Annotated in this window: 22 protein-coding genes and 1 pseudogene; 7 read left to right on the forward strand and 16 right to left on the reverse strand. The window is 75.5% G+C overall.

Annotation, left to right across the window (positions count from 1 at the left end; translation table 11 throughout):
• Window positions 1–35 precede the first annotated feature (35 nt).
• The 3 genes from OG715_RS03535 to OG715_RS03545 form a co-directional block, all read right to left on the reverse strand.
• Window positions 36–1,415 carry a cytochrome P450 gene (locus tag OG715_RS03535; protein WP_327064010.1) on the reverse strand — a complete coding sequence of 460 codons (1,380 nt, stop codon included), beginning with the start codon at window positions 1,413–1,415 and terminating at the stop codon, window positions 36–38.
• 106 nt (window positions 1,416–1,521) lie between these two features.
• Window positions 1,522–2,196 (reverse strand): GOLPH3/VPS74 family protein, encoded by a 675-nt coding sequence (locus tag OG715_RS03540; protein ID WP_327064011.1) that lies wholly within the window; start codon window positions 2,194–2,196, stop codon window positions 1,522–1,524.
• Between the two features lie 154 nt (window positions 2,197–2,350).
• A complete protein-coding gene (locus tag OG715_RS03545) occupies window positions 2,351–3,424 on the reverse strand; it encodes a polysaccharide deacetylase family protein (protein WP_327064012.1) in 1,074 nt (357 codons plus the stop codon).
• Between the two features lie 267 nt (window positions 3,425–3,691).
• On the opposite strand from OG715_RS03545, the gene OG715_RS03550 reads away from it, so the two are divergent.
• Entirely contained in the window at window positions 3,692–4,165 is a 474-nt protein-coding gene (locus OG715_RS03550) for a GNAT family N-acetyltransferase (protein WP_327064013.1), read from the forward strand.
• Between the two features lie 494 nt (window positions 4,166–4,659).
• Window positions 4,660–5,784: a hypothetical protein gene (locus tag OG715_RS03555; protein ID WP_327064014.1), complete on the forward strand. Its 1,125-nt coding sequence runs from the start codon at window positions 4,660–4,662 to the stop codon at window positions 5,782–5,784.
• Window positions 5,785–5,843: 59 nt separating this feature from the next.
• Here the strand turns inward: OG715_RS03555 and OG715_RS03560 are convergent, their stop codons facing one another.
• On the reverse strand, window positions 5,844–7,547 hold the full coding sequence (locus OG715_RS03560) for a serine hydrolase (protein ID WP_327064015.1): 1,704 nt from the start codon (window positions 7,545–7,547) through the stop codon (window positions 5,844–5,846).
• A 180-nt stretch (window positions 7,548–7,727) separates the two neighbouring features.
• On the reverse strand, window positions 7,728–8,588 hold the full coding sequence (locus OG715_RS03565) for a LysR family transcriptional regulator (RefSeq protein ID WP_327064016.1): 861 nt from the start codon (window positions 8,586–8,588) through the stop codon (window positions 7,728–7,730).
• A gap of 69 nt (window positions 8,589–8,657) precedes the next feature.
• Between OG715_RS03565 and OG715_RS03570 the strand changes: the two are divergent.
• The 4 genes and pseudogenes from OG715_RS03570 to OG715_RS03585 all read left to right on the forward strand — a co-directional run.
• Window positions 8,658–9,638 (forward strand): annotated as a pseudogene (locus OG715_RS03570) (EamA family transporter); the annotation flags it as partial.
• Between the two features lie 346 nt (window positions 9,639–9,984).
• Window positions 9,985–10,185 carry a hypothetical protein gene (locus OG715_RS03575; protein WP_327064017.1) on the forward strand — a complete coding sequence of 67 codons (201 nt, stop codon included), beginning with the start codon at window positions 9,985–9,987 and terminating at the stop codon, window positions 10,183–10,185.
• 79 nt (window positions 10,186–10,264) lie between these two features.
• On the forward strand, window positions 10,265–10,879 hold the full coding sequence (locus OG715_RS03580; protein ID WP_327064018.1) for a restriction endonuclease: 615 nt from the start codon (window positions 10,265–10,267) through the stop codon (window positions 10,877–10,879).
• 67 nt (window positions 10,880–10,946) lie between these two features.
• A complete protein-coding gene (locus tag OG715_RS03585) occupies window positions 10,947–11,681 on the forward strand; it encodes a helix-turn-helix domain-containing protein (RefSeq protein ID WP_327064019.1) in 735 nt (244 codons plus the stop codon).
• Here the strand turns inward: OG715_RS03585 and OG715_RS03590 are convergent.
• From OG715_RS03590 to OG715_RS03610, 5 genes are all read right to left on the reverse strand, one after another.
• Complete coding sequence (locus OG715_RS03590; RefSeq protein ID WP_327064020.1) at window positions 11,660–12,331, reverse strand: class I SAM-dependent methyltransferase; 672 nt, start codon at window positions 12,329–12,331, stop codon at window positions 11,660–11,662. The two genes, OG715_RS03585 and OG715_RS03590, sit on opposite strands and share 22 nt — an antisense overlap.
• Before the next feature lie 88 nt (window positions 12,332–12,419).
• Window positions 12,420–13,208 carry a hypothetical protein gene (locus OG715_RS03595; protein WP_327064021.1) on the reverse strand — a complete coding sequence of 263 codons (789 nt, stop codon included), beginning with the start codon at window positions 13,206–13,208 and terminating at the stop codon, window positions 12,420–12,422.
• Window positions 13,209–13,243: 35 nt separating this feature from the next.
• The gene (locus OG715_RS03600; protein WP_327064022.1) at window positions 13,244–13,846 is read right to left on the reverse strand and encodes a hypothetical protein; all 603 of its coding nucleotides are present in this window, start codon (window positions 13,844–13,846) and stop codon (window positions 13,244–13,246) included.
• Window positions 13,847–14,022: 176 nt separating this feature from the next.
• The gene (locus tag OG715_RS03605; protein WP_327064023.1) at window positions 14,023–15,843 is read right to left on the reverse strand and encodes a methyltransferase; all 1,821 of its coding nucleotides are present in this window, start codon (window positions 15,841–15,843) and stop codon (window positions 14,023–14,025) included.
• 124 nt (window positions 15,844–15,967) lie between these two features.
• Window positions 15,968–17,134: a 4-hydroxybenzoate 3-monooxygenase gene (locus tag OG715_RS03610; RefSeq protein ID WP_327064224.1), complete on the reverse strand. Its 1,167-nt coding sequence runs from the start codon at window positions 17,132–17,134 to the stop codon at window positions 15,968–15,970.
• A gap of 272 nt (window positions 17,135–17,406) precedes the next feature.
• Here OG715_RS03610 and OG715_RS03615 point away from each other — a divergent pair, with 272 nt between their 5' ends.
• Window positions 17,407–18,093 carry an aspartate/glutamate racemase family protein gene (locus tag OG715_RS03615; RefSeq protein WP_327064024.1) on the forward strand — a complete coding sequence of 229 codons (687 nt, stop codon included), beginning with the start codon at window positions 17,407–17,409 and terminating at the stop codon, window positions 18,091–18,093.
• Window positions 18,094–18,246: 153 nt separating this feature from the next.
• Here the strand turns inward: OG715_RS03615 and OG715_RS03620 are convergent, their stop codons facing one another.
• The 6 genes from OG715_RS03620 to OG715_RS03645 are packed head-to-tail and all read right to left on the reverse strand — an operon-like array spanning window position 18,247 to window position 25,621.
• Window positions 18,247–19,248 (reverse strand): UbiA prenyltransferase family protein, encoded by a 1,002-nt coding sequence (locus tag OG715_RS03620; protein ID WP_327064025.1) that lies wholly within the window; start codon window positions 19,246–19,248, stop codon window positions 18,247–18,249.
• The gene (locus tag OG715_RS03625) at window positions 19,245–20,513 is read right to left on the reverse strand and encodes a cytochrome P450 (RefSeq protein ID WP_327064026.1); all 1,269 of its coding nucleotides are present in this window, start codon (window positions 20,511–20,513) and stop codon (window positions 19,245–19,247) included. Before OG715_RS03625 ends, OG715_RS03620 begins: the two co-directional genes overlap by 4 nt.
• The gene (locus OG715_RS03630; protein WP_327064027.1) at window positions 20,510–23,440 is read right to left on the reverse strand and encodes a PEP/pyruvate-binding domain-containing protein; all 2,931 of its coding nucleotides are present in this window, start codon (window positions 23,438–23,440) and stop codon (window positions 20,510–20,512) included. The genes OG715_RS03625 and OG715_RS03630 overlap by 4 nt, the downstream gene beginning before the upstream one ends.
• Window positions 23,437–24,171: a nitroreductase family protein gene (locus OG715_RS03635; RefSeq protein ID WP_327064028.1), complete on the reverse strand. Its 735-nt coding sequence runs from the start codon at window positions 24,169–24,171 to the stop codon at window positions 23,437–23,439. The genes OG715_RS03630 and OG715_RS03635 overlap by 4 nt, the downstream gene beginning before the upstream one ends.
• Window positions 24,168–24,836 (reverse strand): methyltransferase family protein, encoded by a 669-nt coding sequence (locus OG715_RS03640; RefSeq protein ID WP_327064029.1) that lies wholly within the window; start codon window positions 24,834–24,836, stop codon window positions 24,168–24,170. Before OG715_RS03640 ends, OG715_RS03635 begins: the two co-directional genes overlap by 4 nt.
• Window positions 24,833–25,621 (reverse strand): AfsA-related hotdog domain-containing protein, encoded by a 789-nt coding sequence (locus tag OG715_RS03645; RefSeq protein ID WP_327064030.1) that lies wholly within the window; start codon window positions 25,619–25,621, stop codon window positions 24,833–24,835. The genes OG715_RS03640 and OG715_RS03645 overlap by 4 nt, the downstream gene beginning before the upstream one ends.
• Window positions 25,622–25,813: the final 192 nt, after the last annotated feature.

The following is a 25,813-nucleotide window of genomic DNA, read 5'->3' on the forward strand; positions in this document are numbered from 1 at the left end:
GACGCGAGCCGCGCCGGCGCGGGGGCTCCACCGCGTCAGTCCCCCGCCGAGCCCGGTGAAGCGGGCGGGCGGCGGTCGAGGACGCGCAGGCGCAGCCGGTGCGGCCGCAGGACGGTGGTCAGGCGCATCGGGCGGTCGTCGGAGCGGCTGCCGCCGGACAGCGCGACGGGACGTCGGCGCGCCAGCAGGGTGGCCAGCGCGATGGCCGCCTCGGTGCGGGCGAAGTCCGCGCCCAGGCACTGGCGCGGGCCGTTGGCGAAGCCGGCGAACGCCCAGCGCGGCAACGCGGCGGCCCGCTCGGGCAGCCAGCGGTCCGGGTCGAAGCGGGCCGGATCGGCGAAGATCCCGGGATGGTGGTGGGCGACGTAGGGGCTCAGCACCACCTGGGTGCCGCGCGGCAGGGTGCGGCCGCCGAGCTCGGCGTCCCGGGTGCAGGTGCGCAGCAGGACCCAGCCCGGCGGGTACAGCCGCAGCGCCTCGGTCAGCACGCGGTCGGTGTACGGCAGTCGGGGCAGGTCGCTCCACCGGGCGGGCCGACCGTCCGGCAGCGCCTCGTCGAGTTCGCGGTACAGGGCGTCGAGCGCGTCCGGGTGGGCGGTCAGCAGGCGCAGGGTCCAGGAGAGCTGGGATGCGGTGGTCTCGGTGCCGGCCAGCAGCATGGCGACGACCTGGTCGTGCAGTTCGGTGTCGGACAGGGCCGAGCCGTCCTCGTCGCGGGCGGCGACCAGGCCCGCCAGCAGGCCGGTGCGGTCGGCGCCGTGCTCCCGGTGGTCGCGCACCAGCTCGGCGACGGTGCTGCGCAGGGTGCGCACGGCCGCGCGGTAGCGGGGGCCGGCGGGCAGCCGGACCACCCGTCGCAGTGCTCCGGCGAACGCGGTCTCGAACGCCCGCTGGAGCCGGCCGGCCAGGGCGTCCGGCACCTCGGTGCCGAGCAGGGTGCGGGTCACCACCCGCAGGGTGAAGCGGTAGCAGGACGGGAAGACGTCCACGACCTCGCCGGGCCGCCAGGAGTCGGCGAGCAGCGCCGCCTCCCGGGTCATCACCTCCGCGTACGCGGTGACCCGGTCGGGCCTGAACTCCGGTTGCAGCATCCGCCGTTGGCGCCGGTGGTCGGCGTGGGCGCAGGTCGCGACCCCGTTGCCGAGGATCTCCCGGAAGCGCCCGTAGATCGGGCCGCCCTTGTCGAAGGTGCGGTCGTCGGCGTAGACCTGCCGCAGCAGTTCCGGGTGGCAGGGCACCACCAGCCGGTTCGGCCCCAGGCGCAGGTCCACCAGGTCGCCGTGGCGGTGCAGTCCGGCCAGCAGGGCGGCCGGATCGCGCACCAGTGCGGGCAGGTGCCCGAGCAACGGCACCGCCCCGGGCAGGATCGCGTGGACGTAGGCGGGGGGCGCGGCATCCCGCGCGGACGAGGACACGTACAGCAGCGTAGACACGGCCGGGGGCGGGCGACAGTACCCGGGCGTCCGCCGCGCCCGGGTGCTGCGGCCCGGCCCCGACCGCGAGGGCGGGGCCGGGGTGGCGTCAGGCGCCGGTCGCGGCGGAGGCTGCGACGGTGGCTGCGGTGGTGGCGGCCAGGATCGCAACCTGGGTGGCCCGGATCGTCTCCTGGACGGCGTCCGCCGCCCACTGGCCCTCGGCGAGGGCGGCCATCCTCGGTTCGACGCTCTTGCCCAACTCCCCGGGGAAGGCCAGCCGGTGCAGCCTCGCGCCGTGCAGGAGGCCGATCAGGCCGGCGGTCCGCGTGTCCGGCTCGGCGCCGTCCAGTACGACGCGGCCCAGCCGCTCGCGCAGCTCGCGCTCCACCGTGCCGTCCGCCTCGGGGAAGCGGCGGACCGGGAAGAGCCCGAGCACCCGGTGGCGCTCCTCGGTGACGATGCCGCGTGCGCGCAGGCTCTCCAGGGTGGCCCCGACGCTCCTGGCCTGGTCCTTCCTCAGCCAGGCCGCCACCGTCGCGGACTTGGTGCTCCCGGCCCAGGCCGCGATCGACTCCAAGTGGCCGTCGAGCAGCGCGTCGCCGGTGGGCGAGGTGTCGGCCACCTCCACCCGGCCGCCGTCGACGCGGATGCGCTCGGCGAGCGCCAGCTCCAGCAGCAGGCCGCCGGCGACGATCCAGCCGACCGCCCAGCGGTCCTTGGCCTGGCCGCTGTCGTCGTCCAGCGACAGCAGCATGATCTCTTCGGCCAGTGTGACGTGCATGGTCCATCCCCCGTGATCAAGGTACGAGCGCCCGGGTCCGGGGACGGTGGTCCTCGGTCGGGACGATCGAACGATCGAGTGATGATAGATCATTTCGATCGAAAAGACAGGAGGTCAGGAGGTCAGAAGGTCGGGAGGTCGGGAGGTCGGGAGGTCAGCCCGACGCGGCGGGTCGGACGGCTCGGACCGGCCGGGCGGCGAGCAGCTCGTCGAGGCCGACGATCCGATAGCCGCGCCGGCGCAGGCCGGTGATCACCTCGGGCAGGGCGGCGACGGTCTGCGAACGGTCGCCGCCGCCGTCGTGCATCAGCACCACCGAACCCGGTCCGACCCCGCTCAGCACCCGCTCCGCGACGACCCCGGGCCCGGGCCGCGACCAGTCCTTCGCGTCGACGTCCCAGAGCGCCGTGGTCAGGCCCGACCCGGCCACCGCCGTGAGGAGTTCCGGACTGCGGCCGCCGTACGGGGGGCGCAGCCAGCGCGACGGGCGGGTGCCCCCGCAGGCGTGGGCGAGGGCGTCGGCGGTGAAGCCGAGCTGCGCGCGGAGCCCGATCGGGCCGAGGTCCGGCAGATAGGCGTGGGACCAGCTGTGGTTGCCCAGGGTGTGGCCCTCGGCGGCGATCCGGCGGACGACCCCGGGATGGGCCAGGGCGTGCAGGCCGATGCAGAAGAACGCGGCGGGGGCGCCGTACCGGGCGAGCACGTCCAACACCTGCGGGGTGTGGACCGGGTGCGGGCCGTCGTCGAAGGTCAGTGCCACCAGCGGTTCGGCTCCCCCGCCTCCCGCGCCTCCCGCCAACAGCAGTCCCTGTTCGGCGAGTTCACGTTCGACCGGCCCGCTGGCCGCCTCCGCGGCGGTGATCGCCTCCTCGCGGCCGGCCAGGGTCCAGCCGTCCGGCGGCAGCGCCGTCAGCGCCTCGGGGCGCGAGCGGCCGAGCGCGGCCAGGGAGCGCGCCGTGACTCGACCGTCCGTCAGCAGCGGCGGATCGGCCCGGAGTACGGGTATGCCGAGGGCGGCGAGCGGGGCGTCCATGATGCCGTTGGCACTGTCGAGGACCACTGCGAAGCCGTCCGGCGACTCCCCCGCCAGCTCGGCCAGCCGCGCCACCGGCCGCTCCAGGCCGCAGTGTTCGTACACCTCGTCCGCCCCGGACGCCCCGGACGCCCTGGACGGCCCGTCGTCGGCGCCCGCCACGGCGATCCGGTAACCCTCACGCGTCAGACCCACACCTGCGAACCGCACTGTGCTGCGCCTCCCTTGGACCGTTCGAGGCCGGCGGGACGGCCGCGGGCGGCTGCGGACGGCCGCCGACGACGGCGGGCCGGTACGGACCGCTGCGGGCACCCTCGGCATCCGCCCGGCGCGCACCCCGGTCGGCGGGCAGCCCAGATCATACGGACGCCGGGCCTCCGCGACGACAGATACAGGAGACAGCTTCCGGACGGGGGACGGAGGCCGGGAGCGGAAGGCCAGGTACCGGTTAGGGTCGGGGCCATGTCTGCTCCCGCCGCCGCTCCCGCCCCCGCCCTGCGCCCCGCCACCCGCGCCGACCTGCCCGCCGTCCTGGCCCTGCTGGCGAACGAGGACCGGGTGGTGGACCCGGCGACCGTCCTGGTGACGGAGGCGTACGAGCGCGCCTTCCGCGCGATCGACACCGACCCGCGCAACGAGTTGCTCGTCCTGGCGGACGCGGAGGGCGCCGTGGTCGGCTGCCTCCAGGCCACCTACATCCCCGGTCTCGGCAAGGGCGGCGCCGAACGCGCACTGCTCGAAGCGGTGCGGATCCGCGCGGACCGGCGCGGGGGCGGGCTCGGCCGCGTCCTGATGACGCTAGCGATCGACAGGGCCCGTTCGCGCGGCTGCGCGCTGGTCCAGCTGACCAGCAACAAGCAGCGCGGGGCCGCGCACCGCTTCTACGCCGGGCTGGGCTTCACCCGCAGCCACGACGGGTTCAAGCTCGCGCTCTGAGGCCGGTGTTCCGTGCGCCGGGGCAGGGGGCAGGGCGCAAGGGGCACCCGCCCGACAGGCCGTGGCGGCGGGGAAGCGACCGCGGCAACGGGGAAACGGCAGCGGAGCGGCCGGTTCCGGCCAGGGCGGCGGCGGGACGGAGCGGGCGCGGTGGGGCGGCTGGTACCGGTGCGGAGGCGGGCGGGGCAGGACGGGACAGCGGGGGCGGGTGGGGCGGTGGACGACCGCCGCGCGAACGGCCGACGGCGGACCGGGCGGCCCGTGCCGGAGGCCTGTGCCGCCGCCCGGCCCGCCCCTACGATGTGAGCGCCGTCGGGCCTGACCCCCGACCCCGTCACTGCCGGCCGACGCCGGACCGCACCGGTCCTCCCTGAGGGGCCGTCGCCCCGTCGGCCGCCGCGCGCCGGCCCCGCCACGGGCCCGGGCGGAGCAGCGGTGCGGGCAGCACCGCGCAGGCCACACCCGTGATTCCTCACCGTCCAAGGGGTATGCCCATGCACGCCGGTACCTTCGCACCACCGGTCAGACCCGTCGGCGGCGCCCGCGCCGTCCGCGCCCTGCTCCTCGTCCTCGCCGTGCTGGCGGCCCTGGTGGGCGTCAGCCTCCCGGCGGCCGGCCCGGCCCACGCCGCGGTGCCCGACCGCTGGGGCTTCGCCTACCTCGACAACCCGAACCCGCCGCTCGGCTACGTCCCGGATCCCAGCCGCCAGTGGGGCAGTTGGCCCACTCCGGCCACCAACCCGGTGAAGGTGGACCAGGTCGGCACCGGGTCGTACGTGGTGCACTTCCCGCTGATCGCCGGACCCGGCGGCATCGCGCACGTGACGGCCGTCGGCCGTACCGGCAGCTGGTGCCAGGTCCGGGGCTGGGGCACGGTCGGCACCGGCCAGGACGTCGCGGTGGGCTGCTACCGCCCGGGCGGCGCGCCCGAGGACACCCGGTTCACCGTGCTCTACACCACCAGCAGCGGCGTGCCGTCCCCGCCCGGCGGCAGCTACGGCTACGTGTTCGCCAACCCCACCGGCTCGATCGTCACCCAGTACAACTCGGTCGGCGCCACCAACACGGTGGGCGCCGGCGGCACCGGCATCTGGAAGGTCTGGCTGCCCGGTCTGGGCCAGGCCGCCCCGGTCGGCAACCTCCAGGTCACCGCGGTGGACGCGGCCGCGGGCGCCCGCTGCAAGGTCGCCGACTGGTCGCCCGCCGCCAGCGGCCAGACCGTCGTGGTCGCCTGCTTCAACGCGGGCAACGCGCCCTACAACACCCGCTGGACGCTGAGCTACTCGGAGAAGCGGGCGGTGCACGGCCCGGCCTTCCCGCCCAGCAACTTCGGCTACCTGTGGTTCAACGGCGGCCTGCCCCCGGGCACCAACTACAACTCCTCCGGGGCCGTCAACACCCTCACCGGTTCGGTGCCCTACACCGTGAACCTGCCGAACGTCGCGGTGCCCTCGGACACCGCCCAGGTCACGGCCTTCGGCCCCGGCCCGGACTACTGCGGACTGGCCACTCCCTGGAACCGCAGCGCCGGCACGGTGAACCTGTTCGCACTGTGCTTCAACGGCTCGGGCTCACCGATCTCGTCCCGCTTCTTCACCGCCTACACCTCGGCGGTCTAGCGGCGCCGACGGCCGGGCGCGCGACGACGGTCGCGCGCCCGGCCGCGGGCGGTGCCGCCTCAGCTCCGGGTGAAGGTGCCGAGGCCGTCGTGGTCGAACTGCTCGACGACCACGGTGGCGGCCTTCCCGTCGGCCCCCACGGCGAACGTCACCCCGGACAGTCCGGCCGCGTTCTCGCCCCTGGTCCGGAAGCTGAACACGTCACCGTCGTAGTGCTGGAGCGGGAAGCGCAGATTGTCCGGCCCCAGGCTCATCACCAGGCCGCCGCCGTCCCCGGGGCTCACCGTCAGCGGGCCGAAGTAGTCGTTGCCGTACGTGCCGAGGTAGGCGCTGTCCGGCTTCGCCGGGGCCGCTCCGGCCGGCGGGGAGGCGTAGTCGGTCGGCGACACCGGGCTCGCCGCGGCGGCGGGCACCACCTTGCCCAGGAAGCCCAGCCAGTCGACCGTCTCGTGACCGTACTGGGCGAGGTCGAAGAACTCCTCGGCCACCGCCTCGGGGACGCCGGTGGGCTGGCCGTTGGTCAGGACCACGATCCCCAGCTGCTCGGACGGCAGCAGGGTCACCACGGTCGCCGCGCCCAGCGAGAAGGCGCCGGAGTGGTTCAGCCGCAGCCGGCCCTCGGCGTCGTAGCTCACGTTCCAGCCCAGGCCGTAGAAGCCGGTCCGGCCGGCGGGCTCGGTGGTCGGGCTGGAGACGGTCTGCGGCAGCCGGGTCTCGTTGAGGCCCGCCGGGTCGACGATCTGCTTGCCCTCGAAGGTGCCGTCGGCGAGCTGCAGCCGCATCCACCGGCCGAGGTCCTGCACGGTGGAGCTCACCCCGCCGGCCGGGGCCTGCGGGTCGGGGTTCTCGGTGGTGCTGACCTGCCAGCCGGCGCCGTCGCGCACGTGCGGGGTCGCCTTGTTCGCGGCGCTGTCGTACGCGGAGCGCCGGGAGCTGGTGGAGGTCATCCCCAGCGGCTTGTAGAGCACGTCCGCCGCGAGGTCCTCCCAGGCCACGCCCTTGGCCTTGGCGACGGCCACGGCGGCCTCGGTCAGGCCGTAGTTGGTGTAGGCGTAGCTCGCCCGGAACGGCGCCAGCTGGTGCTCCCGGAGGTGCTGCAGGATGTAGTCGCGCTGGTAGCCGAGGTCCTCCAGCAGGTCCCCGGCGTGGTCCGGCAGACCGCTGCGGTGGGCGAACAGGTCGGCGATCGTCACATGGCTGCTCACCCAGAGGTCGGCCAGGGCGAAGCCGGGGTCGTGGGCGGTGACCGGGTCGTCCCACGTGACCGTCTTCTGGCCGACCATCCCGGCGACCACGGTCGAGGCGATCGGCTTGGAGACGGAGGCGAGCTGGAACACCGTGTCCGGGTCCACCGTTTCCGGCTTGCCGAGCTGACGCACACCGAGGCCCTTGGCGTGGATCACCTTGTCCTTGTACACGACGGCGAGGGCCAGCCCCGGCACCCCGGTCTTCGCCAGGGCGTTCTGCGCGTAGCCGTCGATCCGGGCCACGGCGGCGTTCACCTGGTCCTCGGTCAGCTCGGCCGGGGGCTGCCTCGGCGGCGCGGTGGCCGGGGCGGACGCCCAGGACAGGGAGCCGGAGGAGCCGGGGCTCGTGGGGGCGGGTTCGGGATCGCCGCCGGAGGCCGAGGTGCATCCGCCGAGCAGCGGGACGCCCAGCAGCAGACCCGCCAGCAGCAGGGGCGCGGTGCCGCGCGGCACCGGGCGGGGCGTGGTCCGGCCGGGCGCGGCGGCCGTCCGCCGGGGTGCGCCGTGACGATGCATCGGGATCCTCCCTCGTCCGGGCGGCGCGGCCCGCATTCGGCGGCGCCGCCGTCCGCCTCACGGCGCGAGTATTCGACGGCCCGTGCGGCGCCCGTTCCCGCCGCGCACCCGGCCGCCCCGCAATCCACCCGTCCGGCGGCGTGGGCCCACGGGGGGCGGACGGACCGGCCCCGGCGCCGGTCAGGTGTCGGACAGCAGCTCGCGGATCAGACGGACCAGGGCCGGGACGGCCGGGTGCGGCGGGGTGTCGGCGCGCCGGGCCAGGAAGAGCGGCACCGGCGGCGCGTCGGCGAGCGGCCGGTAGGCGATCATCGGGTGGCTGTGCAGCCGGGGGGTCGCCGCGGTCGAGACGCCGACGGCGCGGCCCCCGGCGATGGCGGTGAGCCACTCGTCGGTGTTGTCGACCTCGATCGTCGCCGGGGGTCGGGCCCCGGTCGGCCAGAGGTCGAGGGTGGTGGTGCCGGCGACCGTGTTCAGGACGACCGGCCGGGCGGCGAGGTCCGCGAGGGTGAGGGTCGCGTGCCCGGCGAGCTCGCTGTCCGCGGGGACGGCCGCCACCCGCTCCTCCTCCAGCAGCAGTTCGGTGACCAGACCGGGTTCGGTGACCTCGCCCCGCAGCAGGGCGACATCGGCCCGGCCCCGGGTGAGGCCGGCGGTGCGGTCGTCGATCCGGCGCAGTTCGAGCGGCTGGCCCGGGTGCTCCCGGTCCCAGCGGCGCAGCAGGGGCGCGGTGTACTCGCCGAGGGCCGGCCAGGGGTGGCCGAGGCGCAGCGGGAGGACGGCCAGCGCGCGGGGGTCGAGGGCGCCGTCGACCGCGGCGAGGGCGGCGGCGGCCCGGTCCTGGAAGGCCCGGCCGGCGGCGGTCAGCTCCAGGTGGTGGGTGGAGCGGTCGATCAGGCGGGTGCCGAGGTGGTTCTCCAGCTGGCGCAGGGTGCGGGACAGGGCGGGCTGGCCGGTGTGCAGGCGGACCGCGGCGCGGGTGATCGTCCCTTCCTCGGCGATGGCGAGGAAGGCTCGCAGGTGGCGCAGCTCGATGGTCATGCCCGGGGAGCATAACCGCCCTCGGATCGGCATTTCACGCGCCGGGGGCGGATTCCTAGCGTGGAGGGCATGACGAGCAGGACGGACACGGGTTCAGGGACCGCGTCGGCGGGGGCGCCGCCGGGCTTCGCGCCGGGCCTCCGGAGGGAAGGCGTGCCCCGGACGCGAGGCGTACCCCCGACGAAAGGCGTACCCCCGACGGTGACCGCGCCCGCGCGGGTGGGCAGTGCCACCGGTGTCGGCATGATGCTGGCCGGCACGCTCTCGGTGCAGTTCGGCTCCGCCGTCGCCGCCCTGCTGTTCCCCCGGGCCGGCGCCCTGGGCACGGTGGCGCTGCGGGTGACGATCACGGCCGTGCTGCTGCTCGCCGTCTGCCGACCCCGGCTGCGAGGGTACGGCCGGGCGGACTGGGCCGTCGCGGGCGCCTACGGAGTCGCGCTCGGCGGGATGAACATCCTCTTCTACCAGGCGATCGACCGGATCCCGCTCGGCCCGGCGGTGGCCCTGGAGGTCCTCGGGCCGCTGCTGATGTCGGTCGTCGCCGCCCGGCGGGCGGCGAGCCTGCTGTGGGCCGGGCTGGCGTTCGCGGGCGTCCTGCTGCTCGGGCGGGACGGCTTCGACCGGCTCGACCCGGCCGGTGCCGGGTTCGCGCTCGGCGCGGGCGCGATGTGCGCCGCCTACATCCTGCTCGGCGCCCGCGCGGGGCGGCGCTTCCCCCGGCTGGACGGGCTCGCGGTGGCGATGGCCGTGGCCGCGCTGATGAGCCTGCCGCTGGGGATCGGCTCGGCGGGCGCCACCCTGCTGGAACCGGGGGTGCTGGGGCTCGGGCTGGCGGTGGCGCTGCTGTCCTCGGGGCTGCCGTACACGCTGGAGCTGCTGGCGCTGCGCCGGCTGTCCGCGCCGGCCTTCGCCGTCCTGACCGGGCTGGCCCCGGCGGTCGGGGCGCTGGCCGGATTCCTGGTGCTGGGGCAGGAGCTGTCGGCGGCCCAGTGCCTGGCGGTGGTCCTGGTGGTGGCGGCCGGCGCGGGCGCCGTCCGGGCGGGTGCGCCGAGGCCGCCGCGTGGACGGCGCGCCCGCGCGCGCGGCCGGGGCACGGCGCGGGGCGCGGCTCGGGTGCGGCGCGGGGCGGACGACGGACGAGGTGGCCGGAGCCGCCGGGACCGCCGGGGAACGGCGCCCTCGCCACGATCGGCCCTTCGCCGGCCGAACACGGGATCGACGGAATGACCGCCAGGACGCCCCGGGGCGCAAGAACTGCGCCAGTCCGACAGTTCGGATCCGGCCGATTTCCCCGCACCGCCCCCGGAGCGCCCGCGTGCCTGCCATGCTGACCAGCGGCAATGCGCTCCGAGTAGTCGGAGCGTCACACACCGTTGACGAAAGTCCGGGTGGGCACGTGCAGTACTCGATCAGCGCGGCGGCGTTCGTCGCGATCATCATCCTGATCCGCCTCCGGCGCCGGACCGAGGCCCGCAGCCGGGGCGACGAGGCGTTCACCGTGTTCAGCAGCATCGTGCTCGGCGTCCTGATCGCCGGCACGGGCTGGGGCCACGCGATCCTCCAACTCGTCGGCGTGGCCACCCGGGCCACCCAATGACCGGGGCGGAGGACGGTTGACCGGACGCCGAAATCCCGTACACCGCCGCAGCCGTGGCCGCCGCCTGCCGGGCGACGGGGTGACCTGGCTGGTGGGCGCGGCGGTGGCGGCCGCGGCGCTGCGCTGGCTGGCGGCGCACCGGTGGCTGCTCGTCCTCGCCGCCGTCGCGGCCACCGCCACGGTGGCGGCCGCAGCACACCGGCGTCTCCGCACGGCGCGCGAACAGCGGTTGCGCGCCGCACGGTTGCGGCTGGCGCTGACCGGGCCGGACGGCCTCGACCGGCTGGCACCGGACGCCTTCGAGTACGCGGTGCGCGACCTGCTGGCACGGGACGGCTGCCGCGCGCGCAAGGTCGGCGGGGCGAACGACCGGAGCGTGGACGTCCTCGCCGAGGACCCGACCGGCCGCCGCTGGGCGGTGCAGTGCAAGCACAAGCAGGACCCCGTCGGCGGCAGACCGGTGGGGGTCGGCGTCCTGTACGCGCTCGCCGGCACCTACCGGCGCAGCCACGGCGCCCATGTGGCAGTCGTCGTCACCAACGGCCGCTTCTCCCGCGAGGCCCTCAAGTGGGGGGCTGAGCAGGGCATCCTGCTCGTCGACCGGCCCTCGCTCGCCCGCTGGGCCGGGGGCGGCCGCCCGCTGTGGGAGGTTCTGCCCCGCGTCCCGGCCCCCCGCGGGGGCCGCCACCGCTGACCGCCGGCACTGCCCACCGACCGTGGGACGGTGTCGCGGCCGAACGGGCTCTGGCAGGATCGGCCGGGTGGAGAACGACGAGGGGACGGGGCCCCGATTGGTCGTCGGGGCGGGGTACGCGCTGTACCGGGGACCGCTCGCGGACAGCCACACCCACCGGCACGCGGCCTTCCAGGTCGCCTTCTCGCCCGGCGCGGGCGACCCCGTGCCCATGGTGACGGCCACGGACGGGGACGGGGTGCGGCACCGGGGTGCCGCACTGGTGGTGGCACCGATGGTGCGCCACCGGATGGCGCCGGTCCGGGAGTTGGTGACGTATTTCATCGACCCGCACTGCGCGTTCGCCGACCGGCTGCGGACCCCCGGCGGCCCGGGCATCACGGTCGCACCGCACTGGCACGGCCTGCGGGAGGAGCAGGTCCGCCCCGCCGGGGCGCTGCCCTCCGCGCGGGTCGACCCCCGGCTGCGCGCGGCGATGGAGGCCGCCGGCGACGACGCCCTCCCGCTGGCCGGTCTGGCCGCGCGGGTCGGGCTCTCCCCGCAACGCCTGCGGGCGCTGGCGCAGGAGCAGTTGGGCCTGCCGCTGGCCCGCTGGCGGATCTGGCGGCGGCTGGCCCGCGCGGCCGACGCGCTGCGCGCGGGCAGCACCCCGGCCGAGGCCGCCCTCCTCGGCGGCTTCGCGGACCAGGCCCATTTCGGCCGCCGGATGCGGGAGATGACGGGGCTGACACCCGCCGCGGTGCTACCGGCCCTGCGCCCGGCCCCGCGCCCGATCGGCGGTCAGGGCCGACCGGCCACGTAGAGCGAGAGGGAGCCGGTCAGTGTCGCGACGGTCTCGCTCTCCCGCACGTTCTCGAAGCCCGCCTCCGCGATCAGCCGGGGCAGGACGCCGTCGGCATTGGGCTGGGTGTCCGCCTTGCCGTCGGCCAGTTGCACGAACCGGAACGCCAGCCGCATCGCGGCCGTTCGCTGCTTGCCGTAGTCGGCGATCACCAACTTGCCGCCGGGGCGCAGCGTCTCGTGCATCGCGGCCAGCACGGCGCGCTTCATCGGCACGGGGCACTGGTGCAGAACGAGACTGGACACGACGGTGTCGGCCGTCCCGGCGCCCACGACGGCGGCCACGTCGTCGCCCATGCCGATCCGCCACTCCGGGGTACCTCCCGGGGTGCCGCCCGCGACGACGGCGGCGGCCTTGCGCCGGGCCACCGCCAGGGCCTCCGGATCGGGGTCGACGCCGATGACGGTGGCGCGCGGTTCGACCCGGTTCAGCAGCACCGCCAACGAGCCGGTGCCGCAGCCGACATCGACGACCACGTCCTCCGGTCGCGGCGCGACGTGCATGGCGACCAGGCTGCGCCACAGCCGCTCCCGGGTGAGGGCGACCACCGGGTCGTAGAGGCGGACCGGCGCGAAGCGTCCGGCGGCGGGGGTGAAACTGCGTTCGGTCATGGGCAGCAGTCTCGGTGCGGCCCCGGTGCCGCGTCTTGAACGAATCGCTCGCCCGGTGGCCGGGGCACGACGGCCCCGGCCACCGGGATCAGCCCACCGCGGCGACTAGGCGCTTGAGCTGCGGCGTCACCAACTCCGGGCGCAGGGCCGGGGCGTGGGCGGTGTCGTCGGCGGCCAGGAACAGCACCCGGTTGTCGCCCACGGCCGCCCAGAGGTACACCCTGGTGAGTCCGCCGGGCGAGGTGACCGCCCCCGTGGGCGTCCGCACCTGGAAGCCGACGGCCGGGACGTCGAGCCCGGGCCACGGGACCGGCTCGACCGTCAGCTGCACGCCGCCGTTGCCGTTGTCGAGCCGGAGGCCGGTGCAGCCGCCCCCGGTCACCGCCGCCCGCAGCGCCTCGAAGCGTTCCCGGGACAGTCCGTCGGCGAGTCCGGCCACGTCGATCTGGGTCCGGTTGGCGAGCACGTTGTTCCCGGTGACGTACCAGCGACGGACGGACCCGGCCGGTCGCTCGAACATCGCGCGGAGCACCGGCGCGCATTCCGGGTGTTGCTGCGCAGCCGCCTCGGTCTTCGGGTCCAGGGCGGTGGCCGTCGACGCGACGGCGGGGGCCTCGGCGGTGCTGCCCGGCGGCAGGTCGGCGTCGGGCAGCAGGGCGGTGGCGAGCGGTTCCCCGGACAGGGCGGCGCCCGGGCGCCACGCCGCCCCGGGTGGCGGGGCGGCGTGGTCGCCCCCGGCAGCCGCCGTGCTCGCGGCTGCGGACGGCGTGCCCGCAGCCGGGGACGGGGACGGCGACGAGGCGCAGCCCGCCGTGAGGGCGAGCAGCGCCAGGATCGCCGGTGCGACCCGTGCGGTAGGTCCGGTCGGCCCGGTCAAGAGGTCTCCAATCGTCGTTCCCGGATGTCCACCCGTCAGGAGTGGGCGCGCTCCCAGAGCTCGGTGACCTTGCCGGAGGCGTCGACGGCCACCTTGTAGTCGCCCGCCGAGCAGGGGTAGGAGCCCTTCTCGCTGTGCGGGGAGGCGAGGCACTCGTTGATGTGCTTGACGACACCGGCCAGGTCGACGTCCTTCGGGGCCGCCATCACCGAGCTGAGGTGCCCCTTGGCGGTGGGTGCGAAGGCCGCCGTCCGGTCGGCGCCGACCGGTTCGAAGGACACGTCGTTGACGCCGCAGGCGTCCTTGGTGTCCCGGTAGGTGAGGGTGGTGGTGCTGGTCCCCTTCACCGGGTAGATCCACTTCTGGCCGGCGGGCAGCGGCACGTGGGTGCAGAAGCCCTCCGGCTCGTCGGAGGCGGACCCGGCGGGCGCGGTGGACCCGGGCGCGGTGGTCGGCGCGGCGCCCTTGGTGGCGGGCGCGCTCGCGGACGGCGCCGTGGCGGGCGCGGTGGCGGCGGCGGTCGGCGCGGTGGTGCCCTTGGCGCTCTGGTCGGGCGAGTTGTCCGGACCGCAGGCGGCCAGACCGAGTGCGGCGGTCGCGACCAGAGCCGTGGCGAGCAGTCTCCTGGAAACGGGCATGACGAAGGAACCCCCGTGTAATGCATGATCAGATGGATGGTGCGGCCGACAGACTAGCGTCTTTCGCGGGCGAACCCTCCCCCGCACCGGCCCCCCTGAAGGGTCCTGGCCCACCGGTTCGGGCGAGGAGTGCGTGCGACCGAACCGGTGGGCCAGGACGTGCTTCCACCCTCCCGCTACGGGCGGGCGGGCCTGCGGGCGTGGAGCAGGGCGGCGTCGAGCGGGAGCGGGGTGTGGGCGAGGAGGTCGAGGCCGGCGGCGGCGAGGAGGTCCGCGTAGTGGTCGGCGCGGCGTTCGCGGCCGCCGACGTTGCACATCATGTGGACGTCCCAGGCGGTCGCCAGGGAGGCGGATCCGTCGGCTGGCAGCAGGCGTTCGACGATCAGCAGGTCCGCGTGCGCGGGCATCGCGCGCTCGCAGTGCCGCAGGATGGCGCGGCAGCGGTCGTCGTCCCAGTCGTGCAGCACCCGCGAGAGCAGGTAGACGTCGCCCTCGGCGGGCACGTCGGCGAAGTCGCCGACCCGGTAGCTGCAGCGGTCGGCGCAGCCGGCCTCCGCCATGGTGCGGCGGGCGGCCTCGACGGCGTGCGGGCGCTCCAGGAGGACGCCGCGCAGCCCCGGGTGGGCGGTGAGGACGCGGGCGAGGAGTTCGCCGTTGCCGCCGGCGACGTCGACGACGGTGCCGCCGTCAGGCCGCGCCGCTGCGGCGACGAGGGCCGGGTGGCCGGGCACGGGGTCGAACATCCGGGTGCTGGCGGCCATCGAGCGGTCGAACAGGTCGGCGAGTTCGGGGTCGCGGGCGAAGTGGTCGAAGTGGTTCTCGCCGAACAGGTGGTCGAAGGCGGTCTCGCCGGTGCGCACGGTGTGGTCGAGAGCGCCGAAGGAGCGGTAGAACGGCCCGCCGTACATCAGGGCGAGCGGCCGCATCGAGGCCGGGGCGTCCTCGCGGAGCAGGGCGCCGACCTCGGTGAGGCGGACGCGCTCCCCCTCGGCGGTCACCACTCCGAGCATCGCGAGGTAGCGCAGCAGGGTGGCCAGGGCCCGGGGGTCGGTGCCGGTGCGGTGGGCCAGGGCGGCCCGGTCGACGGACTCCCCCGGCGGGACGGCGTCGGGCAGGCGCAGCCGGGCGCAGGCCGCCAGGGCCTGGGTGGCCCAGGCCCCCGTCAGCAGGCGCAGGAGCGTTTCGGCAGGCTGGTCGGTGGGCGTGCCGGTGGACGTGCCGGTGGACGAGCGACCCGCCGGGCGGACGGCCGGGCCGTCGGCCAGGTGACCGGCCAGGACGTCGCGGTGGTCGCCCGGCGCGTACAGCTCCACCCGCCGGTAGCCGGCCAGGGAGGCGGCGGGCACGGTGAAGTAGAGGACGGTGCCGTTCTCGTGCGGGTTGTAGCCGCCGCCGTCGGGGACGGCGCCCCGGTCGGCGAGCAGGGCGCACAGTCCGCGCAGGAGCAGCGGTTCCGGGCGCAGTACCTCGAAGGCGAGGTGCGCCTCGTGCTGGTGGACCCGCTCGTGCTCGGCGACGTCCCACAGGTCGGAGCCCGGGGGGACGGTCAGCGCGAACACCTCGACCGCGCGGCGGGTGCCGTCCGCCGCCCGCACCCCGGGGCGCAGGATGGACACGTCCAGTCCGGCGGCGTCGCGGCGGTGGCGGGCGGCGAGCCGGTCGCGGACGACGGAGCTGGGGAGCGGCGGGGCGTCGGCGCTCAGGCCGCAGGCGGCGAGGTCGGCGCGCAAAGCGGCCGGGTCGGGCGGGAACACCAGCAGGGCGGCGTGTGCGAACGCCAAGTGGCGGGTGAGGGCGTGGAGTTGCGGGCCGTCGAGGCCGGGGAGGAGGAGCGGCAGGAGGGTGGCGGTGTCATGGCGGCGGACGAAGTCAGCGGCCGCGCGCAGGCAGTCGCTGTCGTCGGCACCGCCGTCCGAGCCGGTGGCGGGCCCAACGATGGCGGGCCCAACGGCGGCGGGCCCAACGGCGGCGGTGGCGGTCATGGCGGGAGTGGTCATGGCAGGGATGTCCTCGGTGCGGTGCGCCGGCGGCCGGTACTGCTCGATGGGCCGACGGGGATCGGTGAGCTGTCGGGAATCTTGGCGGGACTCAGGGAGGTGCGGGGCCCGGCGGGGGTGTCGCTCACAGGCCGACGTAGTTCTCGGCGAACCAGTCCTGCTGGGTCCGCGAGGTGCGCAGCGCCTCCAGCCGGGCGCGGCGGAGTCCCGCGTCGAAGCCCGACGGGACGCCCTGCGGGGTGGGCGCCGCGTGCAGCAGCCGGACCATCCAGTGCGAGAACTCCATGGCGCGCCAGATGTGTTCCAGGCAGCGCCGGGAGTAGTCGGCCAGGGCCCGGCCCTCGCCGTGGGCGAGTTCGTCGACGAGGGCGGCGGCGAGCAGCTCCGCCTCCAGCACCGCGAGGTTGGCGCCCTTGGCCGCCGAGGGGGTGGGCATGCTCGCGGCGTCGCCCGCGAGCAGCAGGGCGCCGTGGCGCAGCGGTTCGACGACGTCGCTCTCCAGGTCGACGACGGTGCGCGCGACGACGCTCCCCCGGTGCAGCGGGCCGTGTTCCGAGGCGCGCATCCGCAGGTCCAGTTCGTCCCAGATACGGTCCTCGTCCCAGTCCTCGGGCGCGGTGCCGCGCTCGCACTGGAGGTAGTAGCGGGTGATGTCGGAGGTGCGGGCCATGTGGCCGGCGAAGCCCCGCTCGTGCACCGCGTAGCCGACCGCGTCCAGGCTGGGCGGCGCCTCGACCAGCAGGCCCAGCCAGGACAGACCGTGGTCGTGGCGGTGGACGAGCGTGCCGGGCGGCAGTGAGCGGCGGGCGGCGCCGTGCCGGCCGTCGCAGCCGGCGACGTACCGGGCCCGCCAGCGGAGGGGCTCCCCGTCGGGCCCGCGTGCCTCGACGGTCGGGCGGTCGCCGTCGGCGTCCTGCACCCGCAGCGCCTCGGTGCCGAACCGGACCTGCCCGCCGGTGTCCAGGAAGGCGCTGAGCAGGTCGGCGACGAGGTACTGCTGCGGGTAGACGGTGTGGCGCTCACCCCGGGCGAGCCGGGCGTAGTCGAGCCGGAAGCTGCCGTCGTCGGTGCGGAACTCGCAGGTGGCGTGGGGTCGGCCGTGGCGGCGCAGGCCGTCGGCGAGGCCGTGCCGGTCCAGGATCCGGACGGTGTTCTCGGCGAGGAAGCCGGCCCGGGCCCGGCTGTGTAAGCGGGCCCGGTCGGCGCGTTCCAGGACGACGCAGTCAATGCCGGCCCGGTGCAGCAGGTTGGCGAGGACCAGACCCGCCGGACCCGCGCCGAGGACGACCACCTGGGTGGTGCGGTCGGCGGGGCCGTCAGTCGTGCTGCTGGCCGCGTTGTCGGCGGTGCCATCGGCGGTGTTGTCGGCGGTGTCGTCGGTGTTCGAGAAGTTCTGACGCTCAGTCACAGGAAGTGGATCATAATCACCGTCGGATACATGAAACGACGTAAATCACCCTCACGGGTGAATAGGGTGACAATGCTTCCTTTCCGGTCGTGGACGTCGATCGTCCGCCCGCGGTCGGATTCGCCGCCCCCCGGCGGCCGTGGCACAGTGGCGCGATGAAGACCATCGGCCTGCTGGGCGGTATGAGCTGGGAATCCACCGCGACCTACTACCGCCTCCTCAATGAACTCACTCGGGACCGGCTCGGTGGCCTGCACTCCGCCAAGTGCGTGCTCTACTCGGTGGACTTCGCCGAGGTCGAGCGGCTCCAGGCCGCCGGGGAGTGGGAGACGGCGGGCCGGCTGCTCGCCGAGGCCGCCCGCGCCGTCGAGGCGGCGGGCGCGGAGCTGCTGCTGATCTGCACCAACACCATGCACAAGGTCGCCGACCAGGTGGCCGACGCGGTGTCCGTCCCGCTGCTGCACCTCGCCGACGCGACGGCCGCGGCGGTCCTCGCCGCCGGGGTGACCCGGGTCGGGCTGCTGGGCACCGCCTTCACCATGGAACAGGACTTCTACCGGGACCGGCTGGCCTCCCACGGTCTGGACGTCCTCGTCCCCGACCCGGCGGGCCGGGCCCTGGTGCACCGGGTGATCTACGAGGAGCTGTGCCTCGGGGTGGTCCGCGAGGAGTCCCGGGCGGAGTACCGCCGGGTGATCGCCGGACTGGTGGCGGGGGGCGCCGAGGGCGTGATCCTCGGCTGCACCGAGATCGAGCTCCTGGTGGGGCCCGACGACAGCCCGGTCCCGGTCTTCCCGACCACCCGCATCCACGCCGAGGCCGCCGTCACCGCCGCGCTCTGACGCCGGTGCCGCAGGCGACCCGCCCCGCCCCGACCCGACGGGGACGACCCACCCGACGGGACGACCCACCCACTGAGCGCAGTGCCCCGCCCCGGCGACGGCGGGGACGGGGCACAGGGGCGGCGAGGCGCGCGAGGTACAGGTTCCCGGCCCTCACGAAGTGGCCGCGAGGCCGATCAGCAGATGGCAGACGAACACGGCCGGCAGGTAGCCGACCACGGCCCCGACGGGCCAGCGGGCCGCCCCGGTCCGGTCGAAGCGGCGGGCGGCGAGGGCGGCGACGGCGACCGGCAGCAGCGCCAGCCAGCCCCACCCGGCCGGTCCGCCCGCCCACGGCCGCAGCACCGCCAGCGACACCGCGGCGGACGCGACGGCGGAGCCGAGCGCGAGCGCGACGGTCGTGCGCAGGCCGAAGACCCGGACATAGGTGCGCTCGTGCGCGCCCGGCTCTCGGACGACCTTGCGCACCAGTTCGTGGTGGGTGGCGGCCAGCATGATCACCGCCAGCAGCGGCAGCACGTGCCTCCCGGCCCTCGCGACGGTGTCGCCGTCCAGCCCGGTGTCGTGCAGGAACACCGCGTACAGGTAGAGGTTGAGCAGCACCTGCACCGGGGAGCTCAGCAGGACGCCGGTGACGACGGCGTCCCCGCGCGGCCACCCGAGCCACAGCTCGGCCCCCACCAGCAGCACGGTGTAGAGGAGTTGGGCGGCGATCAGCAGCAGGGCGGCCCGGTTGCCGGCGTTGAGGAGGAGCAGGAACGCGGCCCCGGCGCCGAACAGCAGGTACAGGTCGCGCGGCAGTACGGCGCCGCGCGCCAGCGGGCGGGACGGGTTGTGCCGCCGGTCGTACGGCAGGTCGCGCAGGTCGTCGGCGGCCCGCATCAGGAGCAGGTCGACCAGCACCGTCAGCGCGGCACCGACCGTGCCCCAGCCCGGCCGCCAGTCCACGACCCGCGCGTCGGCGGCGGCGAACAGCCCGGTGGCGCCCACCGCCCACACCCCGGCGAACACCAGCGACAGCGGCAGCGGGAAGCTGCCGCGCAGGAAGGCGCCGAGGCGCACGGCCAGCGGGCCCGGGTCGGTCGGACCGGCCGGACCTCCGGCCGAGGTGACCGCCCCCGGACCGGCGGCGGGCCGGGCGGCCGGGGGGCTCACGCGCTCCGCCCCTCCGCGGCGGGGGCCGCCGCGGCACCGGCCACCGTCCAGCGGACCGGCAACTGCCAGACGCCGTTGATGAACATCGTCCGCCGCCAGTCCAACTCGTCCTCAGGGACGGCGAGTTCCAGCACGTCGAAGCGGCGCAGCAGCGCGTCGACGCCGATCTGCAGCTCGGCCCGGGCGAGTTCGGCACCCAGGCACAGATGACGGCCGTAACCGAAGGCGACATGGGAGCCGACGTCCGCGCGGTCGGGGTCGAAGGCGTCCGGGTCGGCGAAGACGGCCGGGTCGCGGTTGGCGCTGTCGGTGAGCGGCACCACGATCTGCCCGGCCGCCACCGGGCAGCCGCCCAGCACGGTGTCCTCCCGCACCAGGTGCGGCGCCCCGCCGGTGTTGTTGAGGGAGCTGAAGCGCAGCATCTCCTCGACCGCAGCCGGGATCCGCTCGGGCTCCGCGCGCAGGCGCTTCACCAGGTCGGGGTGGCGCAGCAGGAGCAGCACGCACATGCCGAAGGAGTTGCCGGTCGTCTCGTAGCCGGCCATCAGCATGCCCGAGCCGAGGGAGACCACCTCCCGGTCGGACAGCCGCTGGTCGGGGTCGTCGTCCGGGCGCAGCGCCAGCCTGGTGAGCAGGTCGTCGGCCGGGGTGCCCGCCTCGGCGGCGCGCCGCTTGCCGTCGACCAGGGCGGCGAAGTACTCGTCCATCCGCGCCTGGGTGGCGGCGACCTCCTCGCGGGTGTGGCCGGAGGTGGACATCAGGATGTCCACCTCCGCGCGCAGCATCGCGCCGTCGTCGAGCGGGACGCCGAGCACCTCGCAGATGACCCGCATCGGGAAGGGCACGGTGAAGCCGCCCACCAGATCGGTCTCGCCGCCGGTGGCACCGGCGGTCAGGTCGTCGAGCAGCTCCTCGGCGAGGCCCTCCAGGCGCGGCCGCAGCAGGCGGACCTGGCGGGCGGTGAACGCGGGGAGGATCGCGCGCCGGCGCCGGGTGTGGTCGGGCGCGTCGGCGGTGGCCAGCAGGACGGACTCGGTCTTGCGGGCGAACAGCGGGCGGGCGAGCTCGGTGTAGCCGGCCCGGCTGAAGCGGTCGTCGCCGAGGACGGCCGTGACGTCCTCGTGCCGGGTGACCAGCAGGGCGGGCTGCCCGCTGGACAGCTGCACCGGGTGCGGGGCGCGGGCGTGCAGGACGTCGTGGTACGCGTCCGGCGGGCGCACGTCGCCGGCCGGCGGGAAGGGGAAACGGGCCGGGTCGTCGGTCATGTCCTGTCGCCCTTCTCGGTGGTGGCGGTGCCGTCGGTCGGGGCGGTTCCGTCGATCGGGGCGGTCCCGACCGGTGCCTCGGACTCCCCGGGCTCCTCGGGCTGTTCGGGCTGTTCGGGCTCCTCCGGCTGTTCGGACGGCGGGAGCAGCCGCACCGTCCCGGCCGCGCCGTCGAGCTCGATCCAGGCACCGTCGGGGATCGCCGTGGTGGCCCCCGGCACGGCGACCACGGTGGGGACGCCGAGCAGGCGGCCGGTGATCGCCGTGTGGGACAGCAGGGTGCCGCGTTCGACGACCATGCCGGTCGCGGACATCATCAGGAACAGCCAGCCCGGGTCGGTCTCCCGGGCGACCAGGATCCGCCCGGCGGCGAGGTCCGGGTCGGTGGACGGGTCGAGCACCACCTTGGCCCGGCCGCGCACCACGCCACCGCTGGAGCCGATGCCCCGCAGCAGTCCGTCGTCGGCGACGGCCGCCTTGCCCACCGCGCTCGCCCTCGGCAGCGCCCGGGCGAGCGCCAGTCCGGCGGGCGTGCCCAGCAGGGCGGGGCGCTGCGGGTTCTTCGCCCAGCGCTCGCGCTGCGTGCGGCGCAACGCGACCAGGGCGCGAAGGTCGGTCACGGTGCCGGTGCCGTCGAAGGCGCCGATGACCTCCTCCACGGTCAGGTCGGCGACGTCGAGCGCGTCGTCCAGGACGCCGGTGCGGGCGAGTTCCGCGCCCAGCCGCCACATCACGTCGCGCGACAGCCCGAACAGCTGGGTGCGGCAGAACCGGGTGTCCTCGCGGATCCGGGCGAGGTCGCGGGCGAGGGAGGTGATGCCGAGCAGGACGGTCCGCCGGACCGGGTTCGGGAGCACCTCGTGCAGCCGTTCGCGGGCCTTGCGGGCCGCCGCCTGCTCGTCGGCGCGGCTGGCCGCCACCGTCGCGCCCTGGCGCACCAGCGGGCGGATCAGCGCGAGCACGGTCCACGGGCGCTGGCGGGGCGTGGGCTCCTCCAGCTTCAGGTCGTGCAGCGCGCGGTCGCCGTAGCGGGCGACGTAGCCGCGCGCGGCGTCGCCGACGGCAGCACCGTACTGACCCTCGACGATCTGCCGCCACAGCCGCTCGGGGTCGCTCGCGTCGTCGAGCACGGCGGCCCGCAGCTCCGGGACGGCGCCGACGAGTTCGGCCAGGCCCATGGCCGCGCGCACCGCCTCCAGCGAGCGGTTCTCCCTCCCGCCGCCCATCAGCCCGACCAGGACCTGCGGGCCCTCCCCGGTCCAGCGGCGCAGCAGGACGCTGCCCGCGCCGAGCACGACGAGCGCGATGAACGCGTTGACCAGGGTGACGCCCCAGCGCTCACCGGCGCGCTCCCAGAGCCGCCGGTAGAAGGCGATCAGCTCCTCCGGCGAGTCGCCGATCGTCTCGGCCTCGGCCATCTGCCGGTCCCACCAGCGCAGGAAGCTCTTCACCTGCCACGGGTGGAGGGCGCTGCGCCAGGCCAGCCGGGGCAGCGCCAGGGCGACGGCCGGGGCGGCCCAGCGGCGCTCGCCGCGGGCGGGGCCGGTGATGCCCATCGCCTGCTCCCAGCCTCGGCGCACGAGTTCGAACATCGGCATCTGCCCGTGCAGGGCGTGCCAGTCGTCCAGCCGGTAGTAGACCTGGCCCTCCAGGTAGCCGACCATCCGGGCGAGGCGGTGGGCGTTGTCCCGCACCCAGGACTCGGGGACGCCCATCCGCCGGTAGAGGTCGGTGAAGGAGCGGCGGTAGAACTCGCGGGACTGGGAGAACGTCAGCGCGCCGGAGACGCCGGGGAAGCTCTCGGTGATGTTGTGGTTGCCCCAGTAGACCTGGTCGTTCCCCGACTCCTCCGACGCGGCGTCGGCGGTGGCGGTGCCGGTCGCCGGGGCGGTCCCGGCCGCGGCGGTGGCGGTGGTCGTGGGCGGCGCGGTGACCAGCGGGCGGGCCTGGAGCAGGTGGACGAGGCCGTCCTCGGTGAGGGCGCCCTCGATGTCCTGGGGGACGCCGAAGAGTTCCTCCACCCGTGCGGCCAGCTCCGCCACCGCGCGCACCTGGTCGTCGTCCAGCACCGGGACGTCGGCGAGTTCGCCGGCCACCGGCAGCAGCACCGGCGCACCGGCGGCGGCGCCCTCGGGCAGGCCCATCGACCACTGCTTGCGCACGGTCAGCGCGGTCACCTCGTCGGTGGCCGGGTCGTGGAAGAAGTGGTCGATGTCCGCCTTCTCCTGGACGACGCCCTCGCCGATGCCGTAAGCGGCCGCGACGACCCGGCGGACCGCGCCGTCGCGCGGGTCGCGGGTGAACGCGACGAACGAGCGGGTGCCGAGCACCATCCGCTGGACGCCGACGGCGACCCGGGCTCGCAGCGGGTCCAGGCCGCGCAGGGTCCGGTAGCGCACGGCCTGCGGGTTGAACGCGGAGGCCCAGCAGCCGAGGACGGCGTCCTCCAGGCCGTCCTCGTCGACGTAGAGGAAGCTGTCGCTCATGCCCGCGAACGGGTCGACCGCGCTGTCCTCGCCGATCGCCTCGGCCGCGTCGGCCCCGGCAGCCTCAGGAGCGGTGACGGCCGGGACCACGCACGCCCGCACCGCGACCAGGCCCTCCGGCCCGGCCACGGCCGCGAACTCCTTGCGGATCCGCTCGGCCAGCGCCACCGGCAGCCGTGCGCCGCCCAGGGCCTCGCGGGCCGCCGCGCACCAGCTCTCCACCTCCGCCCGGTCGGCGCCGTCCGCCGGTTCGGCCGGAAGCGACGGGCGCAGCGCGTCCAGGGCCTCGTCGAAGGCGGCGGCGGGCAGGCAGAAGAACTCCGGCACCCGGAACCCGGCCCGCCGCAGCACCTCCTGCCGGGCGAACTTGTTCCCGACCCGCGCGGCGTCGGCCAGCACCTCGCCGCCGTCCGTCGCCGTGGTCACCACGAGTTCCGTCATGCGCCCCCACCGCCCCATCCCGTGCCGCCCCAGCCGTCCAGGTGCAGCACGCTGTCCACCGGCCGGCGCGGCGCCGGTCCGAATCCGTCCCCCAGCACGTGCGCGGTGGGGATCAGGGCCCCCTGGCGCACGTCGCCCGGCAGCCCGAGGAGGTCGGCGACCTCCTGCTCGGCGTCCAGGTGCACCGTCGTCCACGCCGTTCCCAGGCCGCGGGCGCGCGCGGCGAGCATGTAGCTCCAGGCGGCGGGGAGGAGCGAGCCCCACACCCCTGCCTGGTTGTCCGCAGTGAGCCGGCGGCTGCCGAGCTCCAGGCAAGGGATCACCAGTACCGGCACCTCGTGCAGGTGCTCCGCCAGGTGCCGGCCGCCGGCCAGCATCCGGTCCGACACCCCGCCCGCTGCTGCCCCGGCCGCAGACGCCCCGCCGGCAGACGCCCCGGCGGCCGGTGGCTCTCCGGCAGTGACGGTCGGCGGGTAGCGGGCCTCGAACGACCGCCGGTAGACCTCGGCGATCCGCTTGCGCAGCCCGTCCTCGGCCACCACCAGCCAGTGCCAGCGCTGGGTGTTGCCGCCGTTGGGCGCCTGGAGCGCGATCTCCACGCACTCGCGGACCCGGTCGAGGTCCACCGGGCGCGAAAGGTCCAGCCGCAGCCGCACCGAACGCGTGGTGGTGAGCAGTTCGTCCGGCGTCGTCGGCACCCCGACCCGCGACGGGCGGGCGGAGGCGCTCACCAGAGACCCGGCACGAGGCGGGAGTGCCCGGCGGCGTAGTCGCGGTAGCCGGGGATGTTCAGCAGCATCCGCTCCTCGGTGCGGATGCGGAAGGTGATCGCGGCGGCGAGCACGACCAGCAGCACCACGCTCAGCGGGTTCAGGAAGAACGCCACGAAGCCGACGTGCGCCGACAGCATTCCCGCGTAGGCGGGGTGCCGGATGAACCGGTAGACGCCCCAGGTGACGACCTGGTGGTCGGTCTGCCGGGTCACATGGTGCGAGTAGAACCGGCCCAGCGTGCGGATCGCCACCTGCCGCAGGACCACCCCGCCGACGAACACCGCCGCCGGGACCAGCAGCAGCGGCGACCACTCGTCCCAGGGCAGCGGCCCCAGCACCGCCGCGGACACGGTCGCGATCCGGGCCGTCGCGTAGAACAGCAGCGACGCCGACTCCCGCGGCGCCGAGCCGGAGGTCCTGAAGGTCACCGGGATCTCGACCGCCAGCCACGCCAGGTAACAGGCGGCCAGCACGGCCGCCACCAGGTCCACCCCTTCGCCCGCGTGCCGCAGGTGGACCACCAACCCGGTGGCCACCGCGAGTACCGCGACGACGAACAACAACTGCGGTGCCCGCACCGCCCACGACGTGCCCGTGCCCGTCACCTGTTCCGCCCCACTCACTTCGCCGACCTCCGCTTCAAGTAACCCGCGCGGCTGAGGGTGTGGACGCCGATCTGCAACCGGCCGTACCCCTCGCCGCTCTCCGCGTCCACGACCGCGAACCGGTACACCGCACGCGCCCCGCGCGCCGGTGCGAACTCCCACCACAACTCCAACGGCACCTCCACCGGCAGGCCGGTCGGCACGTCCGCCTCCAGCGACAGCCAGAGCATCTGCGCGTCGAGGTCCCGCCCGTGGGCGGTGTGGCCGAGCATCGTCGCCATCTGCCGGGCCGACTCGACCAGCGCGCCCATGGTGTGCACCCCCGCGCCTGCCAGTCGGTGGCCCGGTGGCGGCACCAGGACCGCAGCCCGCTCGACCCGCACCGCCTCGCCGAGCATGACGTTCTCCGGGCGGTGCCGGTGCACCAGCGCCGGATCGGCGGGCACCGCGGGCCCGGCGGGAACCCCGCCCTCCCGCCCGGCCCGCACCGGGGCCGGCGTCCCGCCGAAGCGGACCGTGGCCCTGCTGACGGCCTCGCCGTCCTGCAGCGCCACCAACTCCCAGGCCGGTCCGTCGTCGGCCGCGATCGGACCGCCGCTCAGCCACACCGGGGGGCCCAGCTCGCACATCCGGTCGAAGCTCATCGAGAGCCGCAATCGGCCACCGTCCGCATCGACCCACTCCGGCGCCCGGGCCCCGAGGACGTCCAGGACTCCCGCCACCAGCACCATTCCGGGCACATGGTCGAGCGGATGATCGAAGAAACAGACGTCCTTCTCGTCCACCACCACCGGGACGACCACCCCCGGCCCCGCTCCGCCGACATTTTCGGACGGAACCCCATCTATTTGGTCGAATCCCTCCCCCCGGAAGTCTTCTGACGAACTGTCATGAACCGATGGAACGTCAGTTCCATATGAGACACCTGGTACCAACGAGGTCACGAGGACCGAGGTAACCATCGATCACCTGTCCGAGCAACCCGGACCGGCCCA

This window comes from Kitasatospora purpeofusca, from assembly GCF_036010405.1.
Taxonomy (GTDB): domain Bacteria; phylum Actinomycetota; class Actinomycetes; order Streptomycetales; family Streptomycetaceae; genus Kitasatospora; species Kitasatospora purpeofusca.